This is a genomic window from Exiguobacterium sp. R-17, from assembly GCF_049913315.1.
Taxonomy (GTDB): Bacteria; Bacillota; Bacilli; order Exiguobacteriales; family Exiguobacteriaceae; genus Exiguobacterium_A.
Genome location: NZ_CP184372.1, coordinates 1,361,783 through 1,382,511, shown reverse-complemented (window position 1 = coordinate 1,382,511; position 20,729 = coordinate 1,361,783). Strand labels below are relative to the sequence as shown.

General features: G+C 44.9%; 25 protein-coding genes. 17 read left to right on the top strand and 8 right to left on the bottom strand.

Features of this window, described 5'->3' with window-relative positions:
- Positions 1-88: 88 nt before the first annotated feature.
- The 3 genes from ACN9MT_RS07270 to ACN9MT_RS07260 all read left to right on the top strand — a co-directional run bounded on the left by ACN9MT_RS07270 (position 89) and on the right by ACN9MT_RS07260 (position 1,623).
- Positions 89-889: a hypothetical protein gene (locus tag ACN9MT_RS07270; RefSeq protein ID WP_426273242.1), complete on the top strand. Its 801-nt coding sequence runs from the start codon at positions 89-91 to the stop codon at positions 887-889.
- A gap of 13 nt (positions 890-902) precedes the next feature.
- Complete coding sequence (locus tag ACN9MT_RS07265; protein WP_426273240.1) at positions 903-1,250, top strand: hypothetical protein; 348 nt, start codon at positions 903-905, stop codon at positions 1,248-1,250.
- A 91-nt stretch (positions 1,251-1,341) separates the two neighbouring features.
- Positions 1,342-1,623 carry a hypothetical protein gene (locus ACN9MT_RS07260; RefSeq protein WP_426273238.1) on the top strand — a complete coding sequence of 94 codons (282 nt, stop codon included), beginning with the start codon at positions 1,342-1,344 and terminating at the stop codon, positions 1,621-1,623.
- 57 nt (positions 1,624-1,680) lie between these two features.
- Here the strand turns inward: ACN9MT_RS07260 and ACN9MT_RS07255 are convergent, their stop codons facing one another.
- Both ACN9MT_RS07255 and ACN9MT_RS07250 read right to left on the bottom strand, forming a co-directional pair.
- A complete protein-coding gene (locus ACN9MT_RS07255) occupies positions 1,681-1,863 on the bottom strand; it encodes a hypothetical protein (protein ID WP_426273236.1) in 183 nt (60 codons plus the stop codon).
- Between the two features lie 128 nt (positions 1,864-1,991).
- Positions 1,992-2,627 (bottom strand): NAD(P)-dependent oxidoreductase, encoded by a 636-nt coding sequence (locus tag ACN9MT_RS07250; RefSeq protein WP_426273234.1) that lies wholly within the window; start codon positions 2,625-2,627, stop codon positions 1,992-1,994.
- Between the two features lie 164 nt (positions 2,628-2,791).
- Between ACN9MT_RS07250 and ACN9MT_RS07245 the strand changes: the two genes are divergently transcribed.
- Complete coding sequence (locus ACN9MT_RS07245) at positions 2,792-3,229, top strand: Rrf2 family transcriptional regulator (RefSeq protein ID WP_426273232.1); 438 nt, start codon at positions 2,792-2,794, stop codon at positions 3,227-3,229.
- Between the two features lie 11 nt (positions 3,230-3,240).
- Here ACN9MT_RS07245 and ACN9MT_RS07240 read toward each other — a convergent pair whose 3' ends face one another.
- Together ACN9MT_RS07240 and arr are read right to left on the bottom strand one after the other, a co-directional pair.
- The gene (locus ACN9MT_RS07240) at positions 3,241-3,417 is read right to left on the bottom strand and encodes a hypothetical protein (protein WP_375091688.1); all 177 of its coding nucleotides are present in this window, start codon (positions 3,415-3,417) and stop codon (positions 3,241-3,243) included.
- Between the two features lie 142 nt (positions 3,418-3,559).
- Positions 3,560-3,961: an NAD(+)--rifampin ADP-ribosyltransferase gene (arr, locus tag ACN9MT_RS07235; RefSeq protein WP_035408197.1), complete on the bottom strand. Its 402-nt coding sequence runs from the start codon at positions 3,959-3,961 to the stop codon at positions 3,560-3,562.
- Positions 3,962-4,154: 193 nt separating this feature from the next.
- Between arr and ACN9MT_RS07230 the strand changes: the two genes are divergently transcribed.
- The 3 genes from ACN9MT_RS07230 (at position 4,155) to ACN9MT_RS07220 (ending at position 5,697) form a co-directional block, all read left to right on the top strand.
- On the top strand, positions 4,155-4,694 hold the full coding sequence (locus ACN9MT_RS07230) for a hypothetical protein (RefSeq protein WP_426273230.1): 540 nt from the start codon (positions 4,155-4,157) through the stop codon (positions 4,692-4,694).
- 141 nt (positions 4,695-4,835) lie between these two features.
- Positions 4,836-5,255 carry a MarR family winged helix-turn-helix transcriptional regulator gene (locus ACN9MT_RS07225; protein ID WP_426273228.1) on the top strand — a complete coding sequence of 140 codons (420 nt, stop codon included), beginning with the start codon at positions 4,836-4,838 and terminating at the stop codon, positions 5,253-5,255.
- Positions 5,256-5,274: 19 nt separating this feature from the next.
- Positions 5,275-5,697, top strand: coding sequence for a MarR family winged helix-turn-helix transcriptional regulator (locus tag ACN9MT_RS07220; protein ID WP_035408199.1), 423 nt, complete (start codon positions 5,275-5,277; stop codon positions 5,695-5,697).
- Between the two features lie 107 nt (positions 5,698-5,804).
- On the opposite strand, the gene ACN9MT_RS07215 is transcribed toward ACN9MT_RS07220, so the two are convergent.
- Positions 5,805-6,308, bottom strand: coding sequence for a hypothetical protein (locus ACN9MT_RS07215; RefSeq protein ID WP_426273225.1), 504 nt, complete (start codon positions 6,306-6,308; stop codon positions 5,805-5,807).
- A gap of 359 nt (positions 6,309-6,667) precedes the next feature.
- Between ACN9MT_RS07215 and ACN9MT_RS07210 the strand changes: the two genes are divergently transcribed.
- The 3 genes from ACN9MT_RS07210 to ACN9MT_RS07200 all read left to right on the top strand — a co-directional run bounded on the left by ACN9MT_RS07210 (position 6,668) and on the right by ACN9MT_RS07200 (position 8,966).
- Positions 6,668-7,051, top strand: coding sequence for a hypothetical protein (locus tag ACN9MT_RS07210; RefSeq protein ID WP_426273223.1), 384 nt, complete (start codon positions 6,668-6,670; stop codon positions 7,049-7,051).
- A 155-nt stretch (positions 7,052-7,206) separates the two neighbouring features.
- Positions 7,207-8,292 (top strand): GGDEF domain-containing protein, encoded by a 1,086-nt coding sequence (locus ACN9MT_RS07205; RefSeq protein ID WP_426273221.1) that lies wholly within the window; start codon positions 7,207-7,209, stop codon positions 8,290-8,292.
- 62 nt (positions 8,293-8,354) lie between these two features.
- Positions 8,355-8,966 carry a YdeI/OmpD-associated family protein gene (locus ACN9MT_RS07200; RefSeq protein WP_426273219.1) on the top strand — a complete coding sequence of 204 codons (612 nt, stop codon included), beginning with the start codon at positions 8,355-8,357 and terminating at the stop codon, positions 8,964-8,966.
- Here the strand turns inward: ACN9MT_RS07200 and ACN9MT_RS07195 are convergent.
- Positions 8,955-9,845: an ABC transporter ATP-binding protein gene (locus ACN9MT_RS07195; protein ID WP_426273217.1), complete on the bottom strand. Its 891-nt coding sequence runs from the start codon at positions 9,843-9,845 to the stop codon at positions 8,955-8,957. The two genes, ACN9MT_RS07200 and ACN9MT_RS07195, sit on opposite strands and share 12 nt — an antisense overlap.
- Position 9,846: 1 nt before the next feature.
- Positions 9,847-10,530 (bottom strand): ABC transporter permease, encoded by a 684-nt coding sequence (locus ACN9MT_RS07190; RefSeq protein WP_426273215.1) that lies wholly within the window; start codon positions 10,528-10,530, stop codon positions 9,847-9,849.
- Between the two features lie 242 nt (positions 10,531-10,772).
- On the opposite strand from ACN9MT_RS07190, the gene ACN9MT_RS07185 reads away from it, so the two are divergent.
- The 4 genes from ACN9MT_RS07185 (at position 10,773) to ACN9MT_RS07170 (ending at position 13,888) form a co-directional block, all read left to right on the top strand.
- Positions 10,773-11,633 carry an alpha/beta fold hydrolase gene (locus tag ACN9MT_RS07185; RefSeq protein WP_426273213.1) on the top strand — a complete coding sequence of 287 codons (861 nt, stop codon included), beginning with the start codon at positions 10,773-10,775 and terminating at the stop codon, positions 11,631-11,633.
- Positions 11,634-11,676: 43 nt separating this feature from the next.
- On the top strand, positions 11,677-12,063 hold the full coding sequence (locus ACN9MT_RS07180; RefSeq protein WP_426273211.1) for a hypothetical protein: 387 nt from the start codon (positions 11,677-11,679) through the stop codon (positions 12,061-12,063).
- Positions 12,064-12,636: 573 nt separating this feature from the next.
- Positions 12,637-13,131, top strand: a complete 495-nt coding sequence (locus tag ACN9MT_RS07175) for a hypothetical protein (protein WP_426273209.1) — start codon at positions 12,637-12,639, stop codon at positions 13,129-13,131.
- A 319-nt stretch (positions 13,132-13,450) separates the two neighbouring features.
- Positions 13,451-13,888, top strand: coding sequence for a hypothetical protein (locus tag ACN9MT_RS07170; protein WP_426273207.1), 438 nt, complete (start codon positions 13,451-13,453; stop codon positions 13,886-13,888).
- 45 nt (positions 13,889-13,933) lie between these two features.
- Here the strand turns inward: ACN9MT_RS07170 and ACN9MT_RS07165 are convergent, their stop codons facing one another.
- On the bottom strand, positions 13,934-14,413 hold the full coding sequence (locus tag ACN9MT_RS07165) for a hypothetical protein (protein WP_426273205.1): 480 nt from the start codon (positions 14,411-14,413) through the stop codon (positions 13,934-13,936).
- 521 nt (positions 14,414-14,934) lie between these two features.
- On the opposite strand from ACN9MT_RS07165, the gene ACN9MT_RS07160 reads away from it, so the two are divergent.
- The 3 genes from ACN9MT_RS07160 to ACN9MT_RS07150 all read left to right on the top strand — a co-directional run bounded on the left by ACN9MT_RS07160 (position 14,935) and on the right by ACN9MT_RS07150 (position 20,625).
- Positions 14,935-16,161, top strand: coding sequence for an MFS transporter (locus tag ACN9MT_RS07160; protein WP_426273203.1), 1,227 nt, complete (start codon positions 14,935-14,937; stop codon positions 16,159-16,161).
- A gap of 19 nt (positions 16,162-16,180) precedes the next feature.
- Entirely contained in the window at positions 16,181-16,702 is a 522-nt protein-coding gene (locus ACN9MT_RS07155; RefSeq protein ID WP_426273201.1) for a GNAT family N-acetyltransferase, read from the top strand.
- A 194-nt stretch (positions 16,703-16,896) separates the two neighbouring features.
- Complete coding sequence (locus ACN9MT_RS07150) at positions 16,897-20,625, top strand: ABC transporter permease (protein ID WP_426273199.1); 3,729 nt, start codon at positions 16,897-16,899, stop codon at positions 20,623-20,625.
- The last annotated feature ends 104 nt before the right edge of the window (positions 20,626-20,729 follow it).

The following is a 20,729-nucleotide window of genomic DNA, read 5'->3' as shown; positions in this document are numbered from 1 at the left end:
AGATTACATAATCAAAAAAATATCACGCAATGATTGTCCTCTGTCGTATACTAAAAGTACTAATATATGGAAAGTGGGTCTATCTTGAATGCAGCACTTATCGCGTGTATTTCTTTCGACCGTTTTGATTGCCTTCCTGTACGCCTCGGTCACTCGATTAAGCCTCCTGATCTTAGGTGAAGATGACCTTTCTTTCATGACCGTTTTTTTGATCGGATTTGTTTACGCTTTTCCCGTCATTCTCACCGGATCATTCCTATCTAGTGGTCTGCTCTACTTCACTCAAACAGTAGCGAATCACTTCATGACTCGTCTTATCATTAATCAAATGGTCACGCTGTTGTTAAGCCTTGTCTTGATTCCGCTTGTCTTGGATCAATCTTTTTCGAGCATATTTGTTCTATTCGGTTGTGGTGTGGCGCTAATCCATCTCTTTGTTTCCGAAATTTCGCGGAAATATCCGGCATCGAAACGGTATCTGTCCGACTGGCTTTTTCGGATCTTCCTCAGTTACTGGCTGTTCTCTATGTTATTTGGATCGATGGCGAGTTTTGTACCGACCATATCTCGAATGGAACAGATGATGAACGAGCATGAGGATGCATTTCTCCTACTTTTCGTTAGTGGGATCGTACTGGCTGAAGTCGTCTGTTCTTTCCTGTTTTCGAAACGGTCTCTGCCTTGGACGTCTCAGCTGTACATCCATATCGGAATCGTTTGTATCCTGGCTGGCAGTTCTTACTTCTTTACTTCGCTTCCGATAGCTTTATTTTTCGGTAACGTGTGTGCTGCATTGACCTATGTACTGATTTCTCGTCTATTCATCCTCATGAAGACTGGAAAGGAGGAGTACCATGATCCGTCTGTCATTTCGACTTCTGATGAGTAATTGGATTTTTCTGATGGTTTATCAACACCTTCCGTCATCACCACGACTCATGTCTGATCCAGACGTCGGCTATTATCCAGGTGTCTTCGAGACCTTGCTGTCGTTTGTAATCGTCATCACGGTTGGTGGCATCCTGACTGATGTGATCCGTTACTTCGGCTTCCGTACGCGTCCACTCTCCTTTACATCGCACCTCTTTTTGAATCAAGGCATCGCCTTCCTAATTGGTGGAATCTTATTAATGGTGTTCAATGGTCTGTTTCAACCGATCTATTTTCAGGCAATCGCGAGTAGCGCCGCTTTCCTCTACTTTTTGATGACGCGTTTGACATTGTTATACAAGAAAGATTCAGCTGTTTGAAATCAGCCACTTTCTTACATTTTTGTTAGGTAAAACAAGAAGACCTACGCTTTATACTAAATGTATCGTTTAGTAAAAGGAGACATGCCACATGTTTCGTCAAAAATCGCTTCTGTATTTACTCATTTTTCTGTCCTTTGGTTTAGCTTTCGATACGATCACGGGATCGTCTCTCGTTCCGTTTTTCGAACCTCTTCATCTCTTGATGACTTCTCTTGCGTTGACGATCACGACCGCCTGTTTGACACTGTTCTTTCTGCTTTACTACGGTCTTCGTCCGCATCTTGAATTACTGATCGTCCTTCCCTTTTTGATTTTGACGAGTGGCATCACGTTCTTGTTCGTCTTCTTGAGCGCAATGACTGTCATTTAACGTCACCAAAAAGCCCGTCTTCTTTAAGGAGACGGGTTTTGATCGGTCATATGTAGATCACGGTTTGACATGAAGCTCAAGCAACGGATCGGTGTCACTCGGCCAATTGATTTGTCCCGTGTAATGATCCTCAATCGTCGCGACTGGTTCCGAACGTTCGAATCGAGACGGTTGCGTCGACGTCGTAAAGACGATCAAGACAGCTAACAGACTGATGATACTAAAACATCGTCGCATCATGATGTATGCTCCTTTTGTCGTTTCTCTTCTCATTTTAAGCAAACTGTGCTGATTCGCCATCCGTCCTCCGCTGTATCTCTCACTCCGCCCATCAAAAAAGACCGACTCCACGAGTCGGTCTGACATCATCATCCTTGTTCACCAACGACGGAAAACCGTTCGTTGAGGTGTTGTCCCTTTTCAAGCTCATCCACTACAGCAATAGCGTAATCCGCGTAACTGATGTAGCTCTCCCCTTTTGCATTTAGAATCATCTGCTCGCCGCCGACCGAATACGTTCCTGTTCGTTGACCGCTCGGATCAAAGAATCCAGCGGGGCTGAGATACGTCCACGTCACGTCTTGCTGTCCTTGTAGTTCGATCAGATTTTTCCCCATGTTCGAGGCTGTCGGATAATACGCTTCCGGGAAATCAGGTGTTTCCATGACGCGTGTCGAGTGACTCTCGTCAACGAATAGACTACCAGCACCACCGACAACGAATAGGCGCGTCGTACTACCTGCTAACAGATTGATCAAGTGACGCCCGACTTCGATATGTTTCGTCTCCTCACCGGGTGCTGCGTTAAACGCATTGACGATTGCGTCAAACCCGTTCAAGTCGTCTTTCGTCAGCGCGAGGACATCGCGCTCGAGAATCGTGACGTTAGCCGTCACTTTTGCCGCATTACGGACGATTGCTGTGACGTCATGCCCGCGCTCGATTGCTTCTTGTAGAATCAATTGCCCTGCTTTTCCTGTTGCGCCGATAACTCCAATGTTCATGATGATTCCTCCTTTTGATATGTAACTACTTTGATTACATGTAACCAATATAGTTACAATTGAAGTGTTTGTCAACATTATTGTTTCTATTCCCCGTTTCTTGCCAAATGAACAATACGACGTATAATGAGAGAACACTGTTTTTAAGAAGGAGGGGTCATCCGTTGGCCATCAGTACACGTTTTTCCGTCGGCATCCACATTCTCTCGTTGATTGCAACCGACGAGAAAATGACATCCGACTTGATTGCCGGCAGCGTCAATACGAATCCGGTTGTCATCCGTAAAATCATGAGCATGCTCAAAAAAGCCGATTTGATTGAAGTTCGTCCGGGTGTCGCCGGTGCGCGGCTCGCCCGTCCATTGTCTAGCATCACGCTGCTTGACGTTTATCACGCTGTCGCTGTCGTACCGGACAAGGAATTGTTCGGCGTCCATGCGGCACCGAATCCAGACTGCCCGGTCGGACGAAACATCCAATCGACGGTCACGCCAATCTTCGAGCTTGCGCAATCCGCCCTTGAGAAAGTGCTGGCTCATGTCACGCTTGATGATATCGTCAATGAAATCGAAAAAAAAGAAGCATCGTCCTCGAAAGGATGATGCTTCTTACTTTAGAAAAACCATTGGTATAATAAATATCCTCCACCAAGGATTACGACGACTGCAAGCATCTCAAGTCCGCGCATTCCGTCGTTTTGTCCACGAGGTACGGCACTACCAAGACCTTGATCAACACCATCGCGTAGATGATCGAGTGTTTGTTTCTTTTCTTGTTTGTAGAGAGACAATCGAATAACCTCCTTTTTACATATTGTACCATTATATCCTTCTCTTGTATGATGATATTAGTTGATTAAATAAAGAGTTCATTATCAGCTGTTGATGTTGAAATAGCGAGTTTCAAAAAACGGAATGAGTAAGATTGATTTGTTAATCGATAATCGTGTCCTTCCCTTCTGCGCGTAACCGCTGAAGCGATGCTTTCATCGTCTCAATCTCTTCGTCCGTATGCCGTTCCCACGTTCCGAGTTCAGCGATGATCTTCACAGGTTCAGTCGAACGATACGACCTGGTCGGATTGCCTGGAAATCGTTTGTTCGTCAAATTCGGATCATCTTCATACGCTCCGAGCGGCTCGACGAGGTAGATGTGCTCTGGAGCGTCAGATTGTGCGAGCTCCGCGCCCCACTTCGCTGCATCGAGCGTTGCCGTGAAATAAATATGTTGAAGCGGATGTTCTCGAAAATTCGATGCATGTCCCGGCTTTAATTCGTCACCGATTTGAAGTGTCGCTTTCGTGCCATGGAAAAATGGACCTTCGACTGTTTTCATATACTCGCCTCCTAACTTGATACATTCAGTATAGACAGTAGATTCATCGAGATGTAGTCTGTTTCAAAACGAAATTTCAAGGTATACTTATAGCAAAAGAAGACAAATTTGTCGTCAGATTGTAACTCGTTTTTTATCTACCCGTCAGGCATGATGGGATTAGTCATTTTATATAGGAGGTCATCCGTTTAACGTGAAGTTCTTTAAAGCTTTAGCGAAAACCGAAGAGGCTGTCTGGATTCCAGAAGCCGAGTGGCAAACCGTCTGTAAGCAAGAAGGATTGACAGTGCCGAATCATCCACAAGAACAAATCGTTGGGCTTGCATATAATAAGCAACGCCAGATTGTTGAGGTCACTCGAAACTTGCGTCTCCCTTCCCTAAGCTATTACGTCACGATTCTTGAACCACCGAACAGTCGATCGCTCATCTCGAAACGATCCTATTTGACCGTTCTTTATGAAGGTACGAAACAGACGAAAAATACAGAATATGGTACGTTTTCTTTAATTGAAATCAATGTCAGAGAAGAAGGTCTTGGCGAACGCGGTTTGTTGCTCGAGGCTTTGATTCAAGACATTATGAAAAAATTTAAGTCTTTTGTCATTCGTGGCGACTATGCGACGATCACCTTACAAGGACGCGTCTCTGAGATGTGCTTTACGAAATATGGGTTCCAATTGAAGGATTCGTATCTCACGTTATCAAGCGGTATTCTTCCTGATCGGATTTGATTCGATCAGGATTTTTTTATAGGTATATCGAAATAATGGAAAGTGATGGTTTTTCGCTCAAACTAGTAGCACGAGATATTTTTAATATGGTATGGTGAAACTAGTTCAACAGCAGTACATTCTATATTTAAGAGGTTCTCCATGACAACAACTACAGAGACATATCCAATGGCATGCTGGCATACAATTGCGACCTATCATAATCAACAAATCAAGCGCGTCAACGCTTTCTTAAAACACTGGGAACTGTCCCATATGAATCTGGAAGTATTACGTTGCTTACACACGACCTCATGCACGAGTCAGAAGGAAATCGCCGAACGGATCCAAGTGACCGAGGGCACGATTTCACACGGAATCAAACGACTGTTCGACCGGCAATTAATCACGCGTCAACGGAAATGGAAGACGAACTATCTTCTGCTGACGGAAAAAGGAACAGCCATCCTACAAGAAGTAGTGCCCGCCTACGAACGTTTTCAACAAGAACAATTCGCCGCTTTGACTGCTCGACAACAAGAAGAATTGATCCGTTTCTTCGATAAGCTCAACCCTGCGTGACGAAAGAGGAGGAAAAAATATGACCTTCACATTCGAATCCTCGATGCAGCACTGGAACGCCATTCAGCGACTCCATGGCCGTTATTCGAAAGAAGTCAACGATGTGTTGAAACCAAAAGGACTCTCGAAGTCCCAATTCGATTTATTGATGACCTTGTATCACCAAGAAAGTGCGACGCAAAAATCACTTGAACGAACGCTTGAACTCTCAAGTGGCGCCATTTCACAAACGGTCAAGAAATTACTTGCTGAACATCTCGTCATCCGGAAACGGATCAATCGAGAAAAGCGGGTTTTGTTGACAGAACAGGGAACGAAGTTGATCCAAACGTCCGCTCCTGAAATCGAGGAAATCGATGATCGTTATTTCCGCGCCTTTACATCAAAGGACCACGAAACGTTTGATCAATTGCTGCATAAGATGCAGAGCGATCATTTTTAAATGCTTCTAGTCGCTAAAACTTTGCAAGTCCTTCTCTCTTCTGCACGGTACAGGAGAGAGAAGGACTCTTTTTGTTATTCATTGGTAACATCATGTCGCGCGATTTTTTAATCTGACTCAGATATTTGCCATTCCTCTCGAGTCCACCATGCGATCAAGCTCGCCATTAATAAGATGCTTGCCCAGTAAATCAAGAATGTGTTGCCGTTAAAGTATTGACTGTTCATATAGGGCGAAGGCATCGACGTAATACTCGTTAAATAACCGTCATCGATCATTCCACGATCTGCAATGACTTGTTGTTTGACCAACACTTGATACTGGCTGAACTGTTCGATTTGATAAATGATGCCACACACAAGATAGATCATCGTGCTGATTGATAAACCAATCAAGGATAAAAAACGTAACTGCGCTTCTCTTATCCATTTCAACACCAGAACGATCCCGATTGGAAAAAGTAACAGGAGTAGCATGAGTGGTAGGAACCCTAGATTCCCATTGCCGCTAATTTGTTGTGGATATATTTGCGTCGAGCGACCCAAGGAGACAAGAAGTCCACTAAAGATGCTCAATGCTACTATCAATCGGTCTATCTTCACGATTCTCATCCAATCGTTCCCTCCTTTAAAAAATGTTCGTAATTAATATGACTACCTTCATTATACAAAAAGGAGATATTCAAAATTTCCTTTTTCAGGAATCAAGGAAATGTATTAACCGATTTCAATTATCTTTCGCTTTCATTTTTTGAATTAATAATGTTTGCAGGATGCCGCTTGCATCGATCTCTCCCGCATAAATCGAAACCGGGACGTAAACGAGCGAAGCAACAGTCAGTGCAGACTAATCGAATGTTGCATACCAGAAAAATCCAAGATTCTTCCATCTCTTTTGAAACTTTTTTGAAAATTTTTCTCGATATTCTGACGCCGTCGCGTAATAATAGATGAAAAGGAGTGGTCTGACCATGCTATTACGTCATATGACACATCGGCATCATATGAAATCCATCGTGTCACGCGGAGGATTATCGCCGGCATTCCAAGTCGACGCACCAAAAGGCTGGATCGCGTTTGAAGTCGATCCTCCAAGCGAAGCGTACCAAATGCACTTTCATCAATTAAAGAGTGAGTGGCAAGATGGAGATATCGTCACCCTCGAATTCGACGGGGATAGAATGCAAGCAGCAGGTTTTGAAATTCTGCACTCGAATGAAGATGTCCGCAATCAAGATGCAGAGAGATTAGGGGTATCCATCAAGGAAATTGGCTCGTTTGCATTCATTCATAATTTCGTCTCACTTGATTATCTAATCGAGTCTTCACGCGAGAAAATCTCAGAGTATTATTGATTTAGAAGAGAACCTGTTATCTTTTTTTAAAGATAAGGTAATTACGATACTTTAATACACCTTTAGGGTATCGTTGGTTGTATAGAATAAATATTTACTAAGTAAATCATTTTATTGTAATTATCTTTCAGAAACCATTCGAGAGGAACACGAACATGTGGAATACATTGAATCATCTCATCCTCAACGTCGCTTTAACCTTTTTCTTCGTGCTCATCTCTCTATTCTTTTTTAAGCGGTTTCAATTCCGAAATACGCTCGACAGTTGGCTGAAAAAAAATCTGTTAGTGCTCATTCTTGCAACCGGTGCCGGCTACTGGGTCATTCACAATGCCATCACCTATGAGGGATTTCGTTTCGATTTGTCGATTACTTTAATCGTCATCGCCTTCATCTATGGAGGCATCAGTAGCGGCTTCATTACGACGCTCGTCTTCGCTTCCCTTCAAACGTTTGTTTTTCATTCCAATCATGCATTCTGGCTTATCGGTACGTATCTAATCGTCAGCATCGTTGTCTTATACTTACAAAATGAAGCACCGGATCGCTTCATCTCGTTTCCAATCATTTTTTCAATCGCACTCATTCTTTGTTTACCATTCGTTCAACATGTTCGTCCGAATGACGTGACAGCGATGACGGTATTTCTCGTCGGAAACGGCTGTGCCGGTCTCCTGCTACACAGTATTCTGCATCAAGTCCGCTGGCACTTCCATCAAGTCCGGATGCATCGGCGTCTCGCCTTGACGGATATGTTGACGGGACTTGATAATCGGCGCCATTTAGAAGAGACAGTCCAACGATATACATCACAACAGATGAACTTTTCAATCATGATCATCGATGTCGATCATTTCAAACAGGTCAATGATACATACGGTCATGACCGAGGGGATCATATCTTACGACAAATCAGTGCCTTGCTTACGTCCTATTGTCCCCCTTCTTGTGTGCTCGGGCGATTCGGTGGTGAAGAATTCATGATGCTGTTACCGGAATATTCATTGCCTGAGACGCGTCGAATCGCGGAACAAATTTGTGAAGCCAGTGCCACGCGAACGTATGAGTTATCAGCGACGGAACCGCTACAAGTAACGTTATCGATTGGTGTGTCTCGCCAAACCCATCAACCGTCTGAGATCTACAATTTTCTACAGACAATCCAGCAGGCAGACGCCGCTCTCTATCAAGCGAAAAAAAGTGGTCGGAATTGTGTCTTTCATCATGACCCGTTACGATAAAAAAGTGAAATCCCCCTCGTGTAACACGAAGGGGGATTTCGATATGAACAGGAGGAACTAGCATGGAGATCACGGACGTCTTACGGTTCACTAATCGCGAAGACTTTAGACAATGGTTATCAGAACACGCGGAACATAAGTCGTTTTGTTGGGTAATCCTCAGTCGAAAACAAGCCGGAGATGGTCTTCTCTATCTCGATGCCGTCGAGGAGGCACTTTGTTTCGGCTGGATCGATGGAATTGTGAAGAAGACAGCGGACGGTGAACTGGCGCAACGATTCACACCGCGCCGAAAGAACAGTAACTGGACCGAACTAAATAAGGAACGAGTCCGTCGCTTAGAACGGCTCGGTTTGATGCAACCGTCCGGACGACAGGTTCTCCCGGATATGCGACCTGATGCGTTCGTTATTGATGACGTAATCCAGACGCGTCTACAAGAAGACCCGGTCGTTCATGAACAGTTTAGACACTTCCCGGAACTCTATCGACGCATTCGGATCGATACGATTCAAAGTGTACGCAAGGATTCCGTTCTCTATGAAAAACGTCTGCAGACCTTGATTGAAAAAACGAAACTGAACCAGATGTACGGTCAATGGAATGACGAAGGTCGTCTCTTACTCGAAGAGGGTCCGGAGACGGAATCAGTTGCTGATTGGTCAGACCGCTAAGAAAATCTCTTCTAACGATTGGCGCTCGATTTGCACCTCGTATACTTTGACATCTTGTTTCGCAAGCGAGACGAGTAAATTCGGAATATCTTCTTTTGACGTTAATTCAAGTCGCGTACATTCATCTATTTGCGACAAAAGTCGAGCGTATTCTGGCAGATGTGATGTCTCTAACCGTGGAACAGTCCGAATATGGATTTGAATTTCCTGCCCGATTGCTTCTTGCAATGATGCAACAGTTCCGCAACGGACGATTCGCCCCTCTGCCATGATCGCGACGCGGTCACAAATCTTTTCAATCTCATTCAAGTTATGCGAGGTCAAAAAGATCGTTTTCCCATTGGCTTTTAATGCGAACAACAGTCGCTGGATATCGATTGCGGACTCTGGATCAAGACCGGACGTCGGTTCATCTAAAAAGAGTAGTTCCGGATTTCCGGTGAGTGCTTGCGCGATACTGATCTTTTTCTTCATCCCGAACGAGAAGCTCCTGATCTTTTGTCGCTCCGTTCCGCTTAATCCGACCTGCTCAAGTAACCTTAAAACCTCTTGTTTACTGATACGAACTCCGGATAATCCCGCCATATATTCAAGAAACGCACGTGCCGTCATGTCATGATAGAGATTCGATGTATCCGGCATGACTCCAATCCGTTGTTTGATTGCATCCAGTCGATCAGTGGGTTTCCCAAGAAGTACGACAGTTCCTCCTGTCGAGTGTGTGATCCCGCTCATAATCTGAATAAACGTCGATTTGCCGGCCCCATTACGACCTAAAAAACCAAAAATTTCTCCACGTTCAACCGTCAAATCCACCTCTTGTAAGACTTCTTTTGTGCCGAACGATTTCTTTAATCCTCTTACTTCAATCGCATTCATATTATAAATCCTTTCGTTTTAACGTCAGGTAGGCGACCATCAAAAATACCCCACTCCATAAAACAGGTAACAGTAATGACATTCCAGACACGATGACGGCATGGTACGGCAAGATGTATTGAAACGGTACGAGATACCATTTCTCTGAGAAAGCTGACCACAGACCGATGATCGGTACGACGATTCCGAGAAAAATACCGAGGAACATCGTCAAACCAGGCTTCGCAATTATTGTTGATAAAAAGATATTGAAACTCGTGATATATAGGATGACGATCAGCACCGTCAGATAATCCATCCAGAACCATTGTTGCGCGTAGAGCGAGACAATAAGGAAATTGATTGTTAGCGTCGTACACCAAAAAAATAACGATCCGAGAAACTTCTCTAAAACGATTCGTAGACGCGATGTCTTCGTGACCAGTAAACGAATCGTCCGCGTCTCGACTTCACGATTGATGATATCGTGTGATAACGCAGCCACGAATAGAAAACCGAAGAACAGGATGAAGAACTTAATGCTTGAAGTATAAGCAGACGGTTGATTAACGCCAGCAAGCAGTTCCGGATGTCTCGTCAAATACGATGCTGTGAAGACAGATGTAATCGTCAGAAAAAGAATCAACAGAATCGCTTTGATGCTTTTGAAGCTGCTCGTGAATTCTTGTTTTACAATCGGAAACATGATGGACTCCTTTGGACTTATTTTTGATTAACGCAAGCGTTCTTTTACTCCATTGACAAGGACACCGAGTCCGTATAAGGTAACGGCGGTTAAGAGCATCGTGATGACTGTTTTCATTTGAAATCTCTTTTATGTAAATGACGTGTCCTCTATCTCTACGCTACTCCTTAAAGAAAGTTTCCTTATTTTTCAATTTCCAACATTCTCCTCATGGTACAGTAAAAGAAAAAAGGAGACGGAACATGAAACGTTATACGATCACCTGTCAGCATCAATCCGTCCATATTACGGAATGGGGAAACAAACATCTTCCGACGATTGTATGCCTCCACGGGCTCGGCAGTACGAGTCTCAGCTTCATTGAAATCGCCGAAGCGCTCGCGGACGAATTCCGTCTGATTGCGATTGATTTACCCGGTCACGGCAAAACACCAGCTTTCTCAGATCCCCTACATTATCGCATGAAACCTTTTACGGACTGGATCGATGAAGTCTTGCACATCCTTGATATCAAGCGGTTCTATGCCTTATCACACTCATGGGGAAGTGTCCTCTCGCTCTATTATTTGATTGAACATGCGAATCGTGTGCTCAGTACGATCCTGATTGACGGCGGCTATCATAGTAAACGGCTGTACGGTCGTTCCGTAGAGGAAGAAGTTGCCTTTTATGAGCAAGATTTCGAGGATTCCGTTTCGACATGGAATGAATTTTTGAACATTGCCGTTTATGCCCCAAATGCCCGTCGCTCGCCCTCCCTTGATCAAGCGGGAGCCGATCTCCTTCGGATGGACGAAGAACGATTCCACTGGCATGCGCGAGGAGAAACGGCCGCTGCGATCGTACGCGCGCTTCACCACGATGATGTTCTTGATTTTCTCCCGGACGTTCCACCAGTAGACATTCAGTTGTACGTCGCAACGTTACCTCTGGATCAAGCACCCATCCGTCAGCAGGCGACGAACCTATTACATAAGATGACGCAAGCAACGATCCACCATGTGCCGGGTACAGGACATATGTTGCACTGGGATCGTCCCGATGTCATCATCGAGGCGATCCGGCATCATTGGTCGCCTGGAAAAAGATTGTCTTCCGCTTAAAAATTGGTTTATTATGGAATTAGAGTAAAAAGGAGGGGTTCATATGCTAAAACGGTTAACGTTCGTTTGTGTAACCTTATGCGTCGCGATCGTCGCCGTGCTCGTCGCAGCACGCCATTCAACAGGCAATACCATCTCGTTTGAGGAGCCGTTATCGGTCTACATTGCGATTGGACTAATTGTCGTCTTATTCTTACCACCGCTCGTTCTGTCGTTTTTCGAACATCCTGTCCTGAAGATCATCAATGTCGTCTATCAATCCTTGATCGTCTTCAGCTTCGTCGGACTGATTCCGGTCGGCTTCTTGATTCCGAACGGATCCTCGACGATCATCGTCGCTGTCCTCGGAACGGTCGCGAGTCTTGCCAGTATCATCGTGACAGTGAGAAATCACTCGATTTTAGCTAACTATTCTTCTGACGTACGTTAATCTATCTTTCAAACTGCTTCCGCCGTCATGGTGGAAGTAGTTTTTATTTTTAAGTATAAATTTATTTATCGATAAGCTCATTGGTTATTAATTTGTTTTTTGATTCAAGCGGGCGTATTCTAATCACGTAGCCAATCGGCTGTGTAATGCAGAATAGGAGTGGTTCTTACGCAAGCCTCCATTCTCGTTAGACAGAGGACAAAACAACAAAAAAAGGACCCAAAGAGAGTAATGGACCATTACTCTCCTTAGATCCTGCCTGCATGACCAGTCACATGTCTAACGTTCTATTAGATTTGTATTTACTATATATCATGAAAATGAAAGCGTAAACATTTTATTGAAAATAAACTTATCATTCTCTCTTATTCGCAATGACAGGTTTGAAGATGTATTATTTCTAGATCTGCTTTGATACTATACATTTGTATACAGTATGAATGAATCTAGATGTAATCACTTGATCTAGCAGGTGTTATCTATCATGCCCCCACTTAATCATTTCCTCCGTCTTGCTTTTGATTGAGTTGTGATCCATTCCATACAATCACGTTAGTGAAAGGTCGATGAACCATGAAAAAATTTCGCGGCAAACGCCGTTATTTTAAAAATCTAGAACTCGAGTTCAAAAACTACTCTTCTCCTTCCTATATCAATACAGACGATTGGTTTAACGACTGGCATGCACACCCTGACTTTTATGGACACGGTAACGCGAGTCTACGCATTCGAAAAGCACATCTTCGGATTGCGTTGAGTGCTTTGCAGGACATGCGGCAACACCTAGCGAAAAAACAGATTGAACATCAGATATATATGACGATCGCCCTCGAAGATGCTTCACAAGACGCACTGCATGTCCACACGTCGAATCCGTACGGGACTCCTTTCCCACTCGAGCGGGTTCAGTCTTTTCCTCTTTCTTTACATGTTCCGACCTGGGTAACTGAACTCTTTCCGAGCAACCGTTATACGATTCATGAATCACAAGAGGAGTTTGTTGACTATACGGAAGATGAGCCTGTCAGCTCGATCGTCACGCTTTTTTACATCTTGCCTAATTCTTAAATGGATACGACTACGAGCCACCCTTTCTTTAACAAAAATAGGATAGCTCGTTTTGTTCGTTTTCTCTTATGATAGCAAGATGACCTTGCCGAATTTATGGGCTTGTTTGACGTATGCCTGAACTTCTCGTGCTTCAGCGAGCGGAAACGTTCGATCGATGACGGACGGAATCGTCTTCGTTCGAACCGACTTCTTGTCTGTAAAGTCATGGGAAACGGATTCTCGAAATTTAAGAAAGGAATAGCCTTTCTTTTGAAAGACACCTCCGCTTGCTTTGTTTTATTTTGATAAAATAAATAAAAACAATTGGAGGTGTCTCATGAAACGTACCTTAATGTTAGCCGTTCTTCTTATTTTAGTCGCCTGCATCATCGTCTTCGAACCGTTCCGTGGTGCGCCGCCAAACCCTGACGTCGTGGCAAACGGAAAGGATGTCCCGACCGTCCAAGGCTCTTATTGTTGGGATAGCTTACTTCGCAGTCAATGTGTCGATAAGACGTACCGTGACGGTCTTGAGCTAGCAAAGGGAAAAACGTCAGTTACCGTCTCTGCCGGAGCCCCCGTCCGTGTCGAATTATCCGGTGATCTTAAAAGCGTGAAACTGATACAGTGGAACGATCAAAAACAAGAGTCGCGCGTCACTTTGAACAATGACCAGTTCAATGCTCCAACAAAGCCTGGTATCTATGCTTATGAATTAAACTCCCGCTGGAAACAAGGAGACGGACAATTTGGATTCATATTAAACGTTCAGTAATCACAATAACCCCTCTGTCGTCTCATACGTCAGAGGGGTTTGCTATCATCCAGTTTGACGGTACAGTTGCAAGATTCCGAGGACAGTCAAGATGAGATGGCCGGTTCCGATGAACAGAAAGACCGGGCGAATCAATTGATCCTTCGTTTGTCGCGTGATGCCTTCGAAGAAACAACTGACGATGAAGCCGAGGACTAAGATTCCGCCATACATGAAGAGGAACGAGACGAGAAGACCGACGGGACTTGCGTGCGTTAGTGAAGGTGCTAGCCATAAGATACTACCAATGAATACGGCAAGCATGAGGGTACCCAGTACGATCCCGATAAGTGGATGGATTGTGTTCAGTCGCCGGATCACATCATGATGTTTGACAAGACGCTCCACTACTGTCATCGCTGACAGACAGGTCAGTAAAAATAAGATTAAGAAATAGATTGCTTGCTCGATCGGATGGAACGTCGTAAAAAAGACAGCTCCGCTAAGAACCAGGAGTGGAGATATGAAAAAAATCAAACGTTTCACTTTTTTCCCACCTTTCATACACCTTTCTTGAAAGTGAACACATAACTAAGACAATGTAACATATAGCACGTTACATATTTTACCACTTTTATCATTTTTCAAATTTTGATACCTATGTACTTTTTTCAACAATTGTAAAAAAATGATAAAAATTCTTTACGATTTCATTTGGCATATGCTAGGATGAGACAAATCATATGAATCAAACGCATTGAAGAGAACAGTACGTCATTTCGATTTTTCCTAGAGAGCTCCGATTGGTGGGAAGGAGCAAAAGTCATTGACCGAACCAAGCCTCTGAGCAGCACGGTGGAACCGAATCGGGGATATCGTGACGGGTGCTCCCGTTATCGAGCTCAGGTATTTGCCGTTTAAAAGCGGTCGTACCGATGAAGGCGGTACCGGTGACGGTTTCGTGAACAGGGATGGCACCACGACACGCACAGTCTCGTCCCCAAGACCAACGTCTTGGAGGTGGGATTTTTTTATTGACGGAATCATAATAAAAAGGAGTGTGTCGGATGTCGAATTGGAAATACCCTGGATTGCTGTTACTTGGTGTCGGTGTCTCGAACATCGGAGCTTGGGTCTACTTCATCGCCTTGAATTTAATCGTCCTCGAACGAACGGGATTGGCGTTCGCCGTCTCCGTTCTCTATATCCTGTTACCGATCTCCGCGCTGTTGACGAGTCTTTGGTCCGGCAGTGTCGTCGATCGAATCAATCAACGTCGCTTGCTCGTCATGCTTGACCTTGGGCGCGCCGCGCTCGTCTTTTCACTGACATTGATCGATTCATTGTATGTTCTTTATGCGCTCGTCTTCATCCTGAACATCGGGAACACGCTATTTGAGACATCGTCGTTGATCTACATGACGAAGCTCGTGCCGGAGACTAGTCGCCAACGGTTCAATGCATTGAAGAATTTCATTCAGTCGGCCGGTTTCATTCTCGGACCGTCAATTGCCGGGTTCTTATTTTTGATCGGTTCCCCCGAAACAGCAATCGTATTGAACGCGGGAGCACTGGTGTGTTCTGCTACTTTATTGTCCGTCTTGCCTGACGTCCGCTTGGCGGCGACTACAGCAGTCCCCTTTTCACTCCGAGTGATTCTTAAGGACTGGAAAGAAACCTTTCAGTTTGCACGAACGCGGCGCTATATCACGCTCGTCTATGCCTTCTATGCGTTAATGATCGTCCTGATGAGCGGTCTCGATTCGCTTGAAGCCTCGTTTGCGACGATCGTTTTGCAGATGGATGAGAGTACGTATGGATTCCTCGTCAGTATCGCCGGAATCGGCATCATCTGTGGTTCCGCGGTCAATGCAACCTTTACGCATCGCTTGTCGCTCCGGTTCTTGATCCAGTTTGGGGCACTGATGACGCCTGTCGGTTACTTGATCTTTGCCTCGGCGACGTCGTTCCTGACTGCAGCAATCGGCTTTTTCTTACTGACCTTCGCCTTAGCATTCGCAAACACTGGCTTCATGACGTTTGCTCAAACACATATCCCCGTCGAATTGATGGGACGGTTCCTCAGTAGCATCCACGTTGTACAATCGACTGGTGTCATTCTACTGACTGCCTTGATCGGTCTATATGCCGAGACCTCGATCCGCTTGACGTATACCGTTGCTTCAGTTGGCTTCCTCCTGATTGGTGTATTGATCGTCTTCATCGTGCAAGACCGAACGAAACGTCAATATTTTACGACGGAAACCGATGAAACGATTAAACTTTCGTCATGAGAAGGAAAGGAAGATATTCATGCAGTTGACTGGAGAACGAATTTTTCTACGCCAGATTGAAGTGACGGACGCGCACGTCTTATTCGAACAAACACAAAATGAGACATTACGTTACCTGACCGGAACGACAGTGACGTTTTCGCTCGAACAGATTGAACAGCATATTCTCTTGATTCAAGCTGATGCGACGCGTCATGATTTTGCAATTTGCTTGACGTCGGGTGAGATGATTGGCGAGTGTTCGATTCTTGATATCGATTTGGATTCAGGAATCGCTGGCTTTCGGATTTCACTGCGTACCCTCCCCTGGACAGGTCAAGGATACGGGTCTGAAGCGATCGCGTGTATCTTCCAATTTTGTTTCGAGGAACTTCGACTTCATCATCTCGAACTTGAAGTGTTTTCGCATAATGAACGAGCCATCGCTGCGTATAAGAAAGTCGGTTTTGACATCGTAGAAACAATTCCTGATGCTATATCCTATGAAGGGCGTTCGTTCGACGAAATCATCATGAGGAAACGCAACCCACTTCATAGTTAAATGAATCACTCCTGATGTAGCACCTCCTTCGTGAGGTGCTTTTTCTAATCTATTAAAAATGAACATACCTAATTAACAGATTTTTTAGTCAATTCACTATTATTTGTATATAATGGAAAAATAACAAGAAATATATGGATATATGTAACCATTATAAGATTTTCTCTAAACCAAACGAAAGCGAGGGATAGTACATGCTGAGATTCATCTGGAATTCCTGGTGGCGCAATAAGGAGCGATTCATTCTGCTCCTCGTCGGCGTCCTGATCGTCAGTACCGGACTGAGTTATTTAATTGGTACGACGCAAGCGAACAACGGAACGGTCGTCGATGAACTGCAAAAACGCTGGGGCTCATCGTATGATATCGTCGTCCGTCCGGAAGGCAGCCGGAGTGTGACGGAAGACTTGAACCTGCTCGAACCGAACTATATGAGTGGACTCGACGGCGGGATCACCCGCAAGCAGTACGAGACGATCAAGCAGATTGCTGATGTCGAGGTTGCAGCACCGATTGCGATGATTGGGAACTACAATACGAATGCTGAAACGGATACCTATAATTTCAAAGAACCGGGCATTTACAAAATTTCGTTTACGGATATGCAAGATACTGGGCTAAAGAAAGAAACAGAATCTTATTCATTCTTTGCCGGAGCCGGTTGGTTCCCTCCTGAGAGTGACGGATTGAATCGAGATGTTTCACCGCAAGAATTAGGCGAGTTTCCTATCTACGGTTACGGGAGCGCAGTGATGCTTGCCGGGATTGATCCGGAAGCAGAAGCACAACTCGTTGGACTCGATCAGGCAACCAAAAAGGCTACGCATAGTCGTTATTTCACGAAGGACGATGTCGTGAACGATTATGGTGACGGTGTTTGGGACATCCCATTGATCATGAACAGTCAGGAGTACGTCAATGCTTCGCGGACCTATCGCTACGAGAAAGTCGATATCCCGCTCGTCAAAGATTCAATGGTTGAAACAGTACGCAGTATCATGAAAAAAGGTGGCGAATCCTATCTCAAGACGCTTCCTGTTAAAGATACGAAGGAATACTATATTTCGACAGAGCAAGCATCAAAGCAACTTATTAAGAACATTCTCGAAGATAAAGTTCCGGAAAAAGCAAGTGGTAGCTTTGACTGGATGTTTTTAAAGCCATCGTCTGTCGAGTATCAAACGATTGCTAGTCCCTTTGCCAAACGTTGGCCGTTCACCTATCAAGTAACACCTCAAGAGGTCGATAAGGACGTCCTCATTTCGAAACGATCGATGTATCGAAAAGCTCGTGTCTTCGGTGACAACACGGGTAACCTTGATAAAGTACCGAAAATGCATTTGAACTACATTGGTGTCTTTGATCCGAAGAAATTGAACATCTCGAAAGACCCATTGACGGAACTGCCGATGGAGACCTATTTCCCGGCGAAAGCCCAATGGGTCATGGACAAGAATGAAAAACCGGTCAATCCAGTCCGGGAAGTCAAACCGACGAACGATCCGTATGACTTCTTGACGAAACCACCATCGATGCTGACGACGCTTGACGCCGCCTTTAAGTTACGTGGGGATAAAGCCATCTCTGCCATTCGTGTCAACGTCAAAGGTGTCGAGACGATGAACGCGACGAGTGAGAAAAAGTTGAAAGCTGTTGCTCAAGAGATCGAGGACAAGACCGGTCTGATCACCGACGTCACGCTTGGCTCCTCGCCACAGCTCGCGCTGACATACCTCCCTGGATTAAAAGGTGAATCGGCACTCGGTTGGATCCAGCAACCGTGGATCAAACTCGGTTCATCGATGGCCATCTTCCAAGAAGCGAAAGTCGGAATGAGCGGCATCATCGCAAGTGTCATCGCTGTTGCGCTCGTGTATGTCTTTAGTTCAAACATCATCTTACTCTATGCCCGCAAGAAGGAATTCGCGATCTTACTGTCGCTCGGTTGGCGTCCACGTCAGCTCTCGAAGCTTCTGTTCCTAGAAGCAACGTTACTCGGCACACTCGTCGCCTTGATTTCTTGGACGATCCTCGGTTCGTTCTGGCTGACGACGGATCATCCGATTGCCTTATCACGGATCATCTTGATCGGACTTGCTGGTCTATTGATTTACTGGGGCGGTACGCTCGTCCCGATGACGCTCATCCGCCGGATTCAACCATTCGAAAGTATGCGTTCTGGTGAAGTCTCAAAAGGTCGTCGCTTCGTCCGGGCACAAAGTGTTCTTGGGATGAGCATCAACCAACTCGCAACGTATTGGCAACGGACGATCCTCTCGACAATCGCGATCGCCTTGCCGACGAGTCTGTTCATTTTCTTCCTATTCATCACCTTCCGACTGAAAGGTGTCTTGTATGCGACATGGCTCGGCGAATACGTTGCACTCGAAGTCGGCACGATGCATTATGTTGCGATGGGCGTCGCTTTACTCATCGCCATCCTGACGACAACCGAAATTATGTGGCAAAACGTCAACGAACGAAAGAGTCAGCTTGCCGTCTTGAAGGCAACTGGTTGGCGGAACGGTCAAATCCGGACGCTCGTCTTAAGTGAAGGATTAATGACGGGACTGTTCGCTGGAATCATCGGCTTACTGATCGCTCTTGCGATGATCGGCTTCGTCTATAACCAGTTCCCAACAGGTGAGCTCGGCTTTTTGAGTATTATGTTGTTGATTCCTGCCATCACGGGAGTTCTCGGTGCCCTCTTACCCGCTCAACGCGCCGTCAGCATTACACCAAATGCTGCGATTGGAAGTGTCGCAACGAATACGAAAGCGACGGAACGACGTTTCCGACTGGCCTTATCCGCAGTTGGTGGTGCCCTTGTCGTTGGTGTCGCTTCCCTATTCTTCTTTGCTACGACAGAAGAAGGACCTGCGTCCACGAAACCGGTACAAACAGCTGCACCAACGGTCAAGACGACAGGAACGAAATTGGCAGATGTAAAAGAAAAGAAAAAGAAAGCGTCCTCTACGAAAAAAGTCAATTCGAGCAAGCTCGATCAACTAATGAATCGTGGAGTCGTTCAAACCTATCCGGGAGATCCTAAAACACAAGGTAATATTTTTCATGTTGATAAACTTCTCCTATCACCTCCAAAGGAGTTGAAATTACCAACTCTTGATGATGAACAATATGTTACAGTTCCCGTCATCCTTGAGAACTACAAGGATAAAGACGCAGATGGCGGATATGGTATTTATAAGCCAAATCTATTTACGTTAGAGGATACAAGCGGTAATGTATACGAAGCTGTCGATTATGAGAACCGGAACCCAGACGCTTGGAAGGACGGCTATCGCTATTTCCCACCTTTCGTTTCTCGCGTCGATCTTGTTTTCCGTGTTCCAAGTGATAAAAATACGTATGTGCTTCTCGCGACAAGCGAAGCCATTGCGAAACCGACGACCGTCAAAATCGAAGTCGATGCTGTGAATGCTACTTCAACCACCGTGAAGACCGGACAAAAGAACAAGTCAAAGAAAACGAATACAGACGCCATCGAAGAACTGATGAATAAAGGTGGTCTTCAGACATATGCTGGTGATAAAAATTTAATGAAAGAACGTGGGTTCATGGTCAGTTCGGCGAAACGTGTTCCACTTAAGAATCTTCCGAAAGATAAACAAGCCGTATCTGTCAGACTTGAGATGCAGGTAAAGGGTGAAGATTCAGCTGACTCTTATATCGACTATAAACCCTCTTCTTTCCCATTGATTGATCGTCACAAGAAAAGCTACACGCCTGAAGAAACGATCAATCTGAACAAAAAAGCCTATTCAGAAAGCTTAGGTTATTACGCTCCGTTACACTCAAAAATTGATGTCATCTACATCGTACCTAAAACTGAAAATACCTTCGTCATGAACGTAAAAACAGGATTCACTGGTTTTCTCTATACCGTTAAAATCAAATTATGATTTACACTTCTTTCGATTCGATCACTGGCTGTCATATGACGGTCAGTGATCTTTCTATTTTACTGAAATTGATTTCCAAACTGTCTACTTTTGGTAAGATGAAA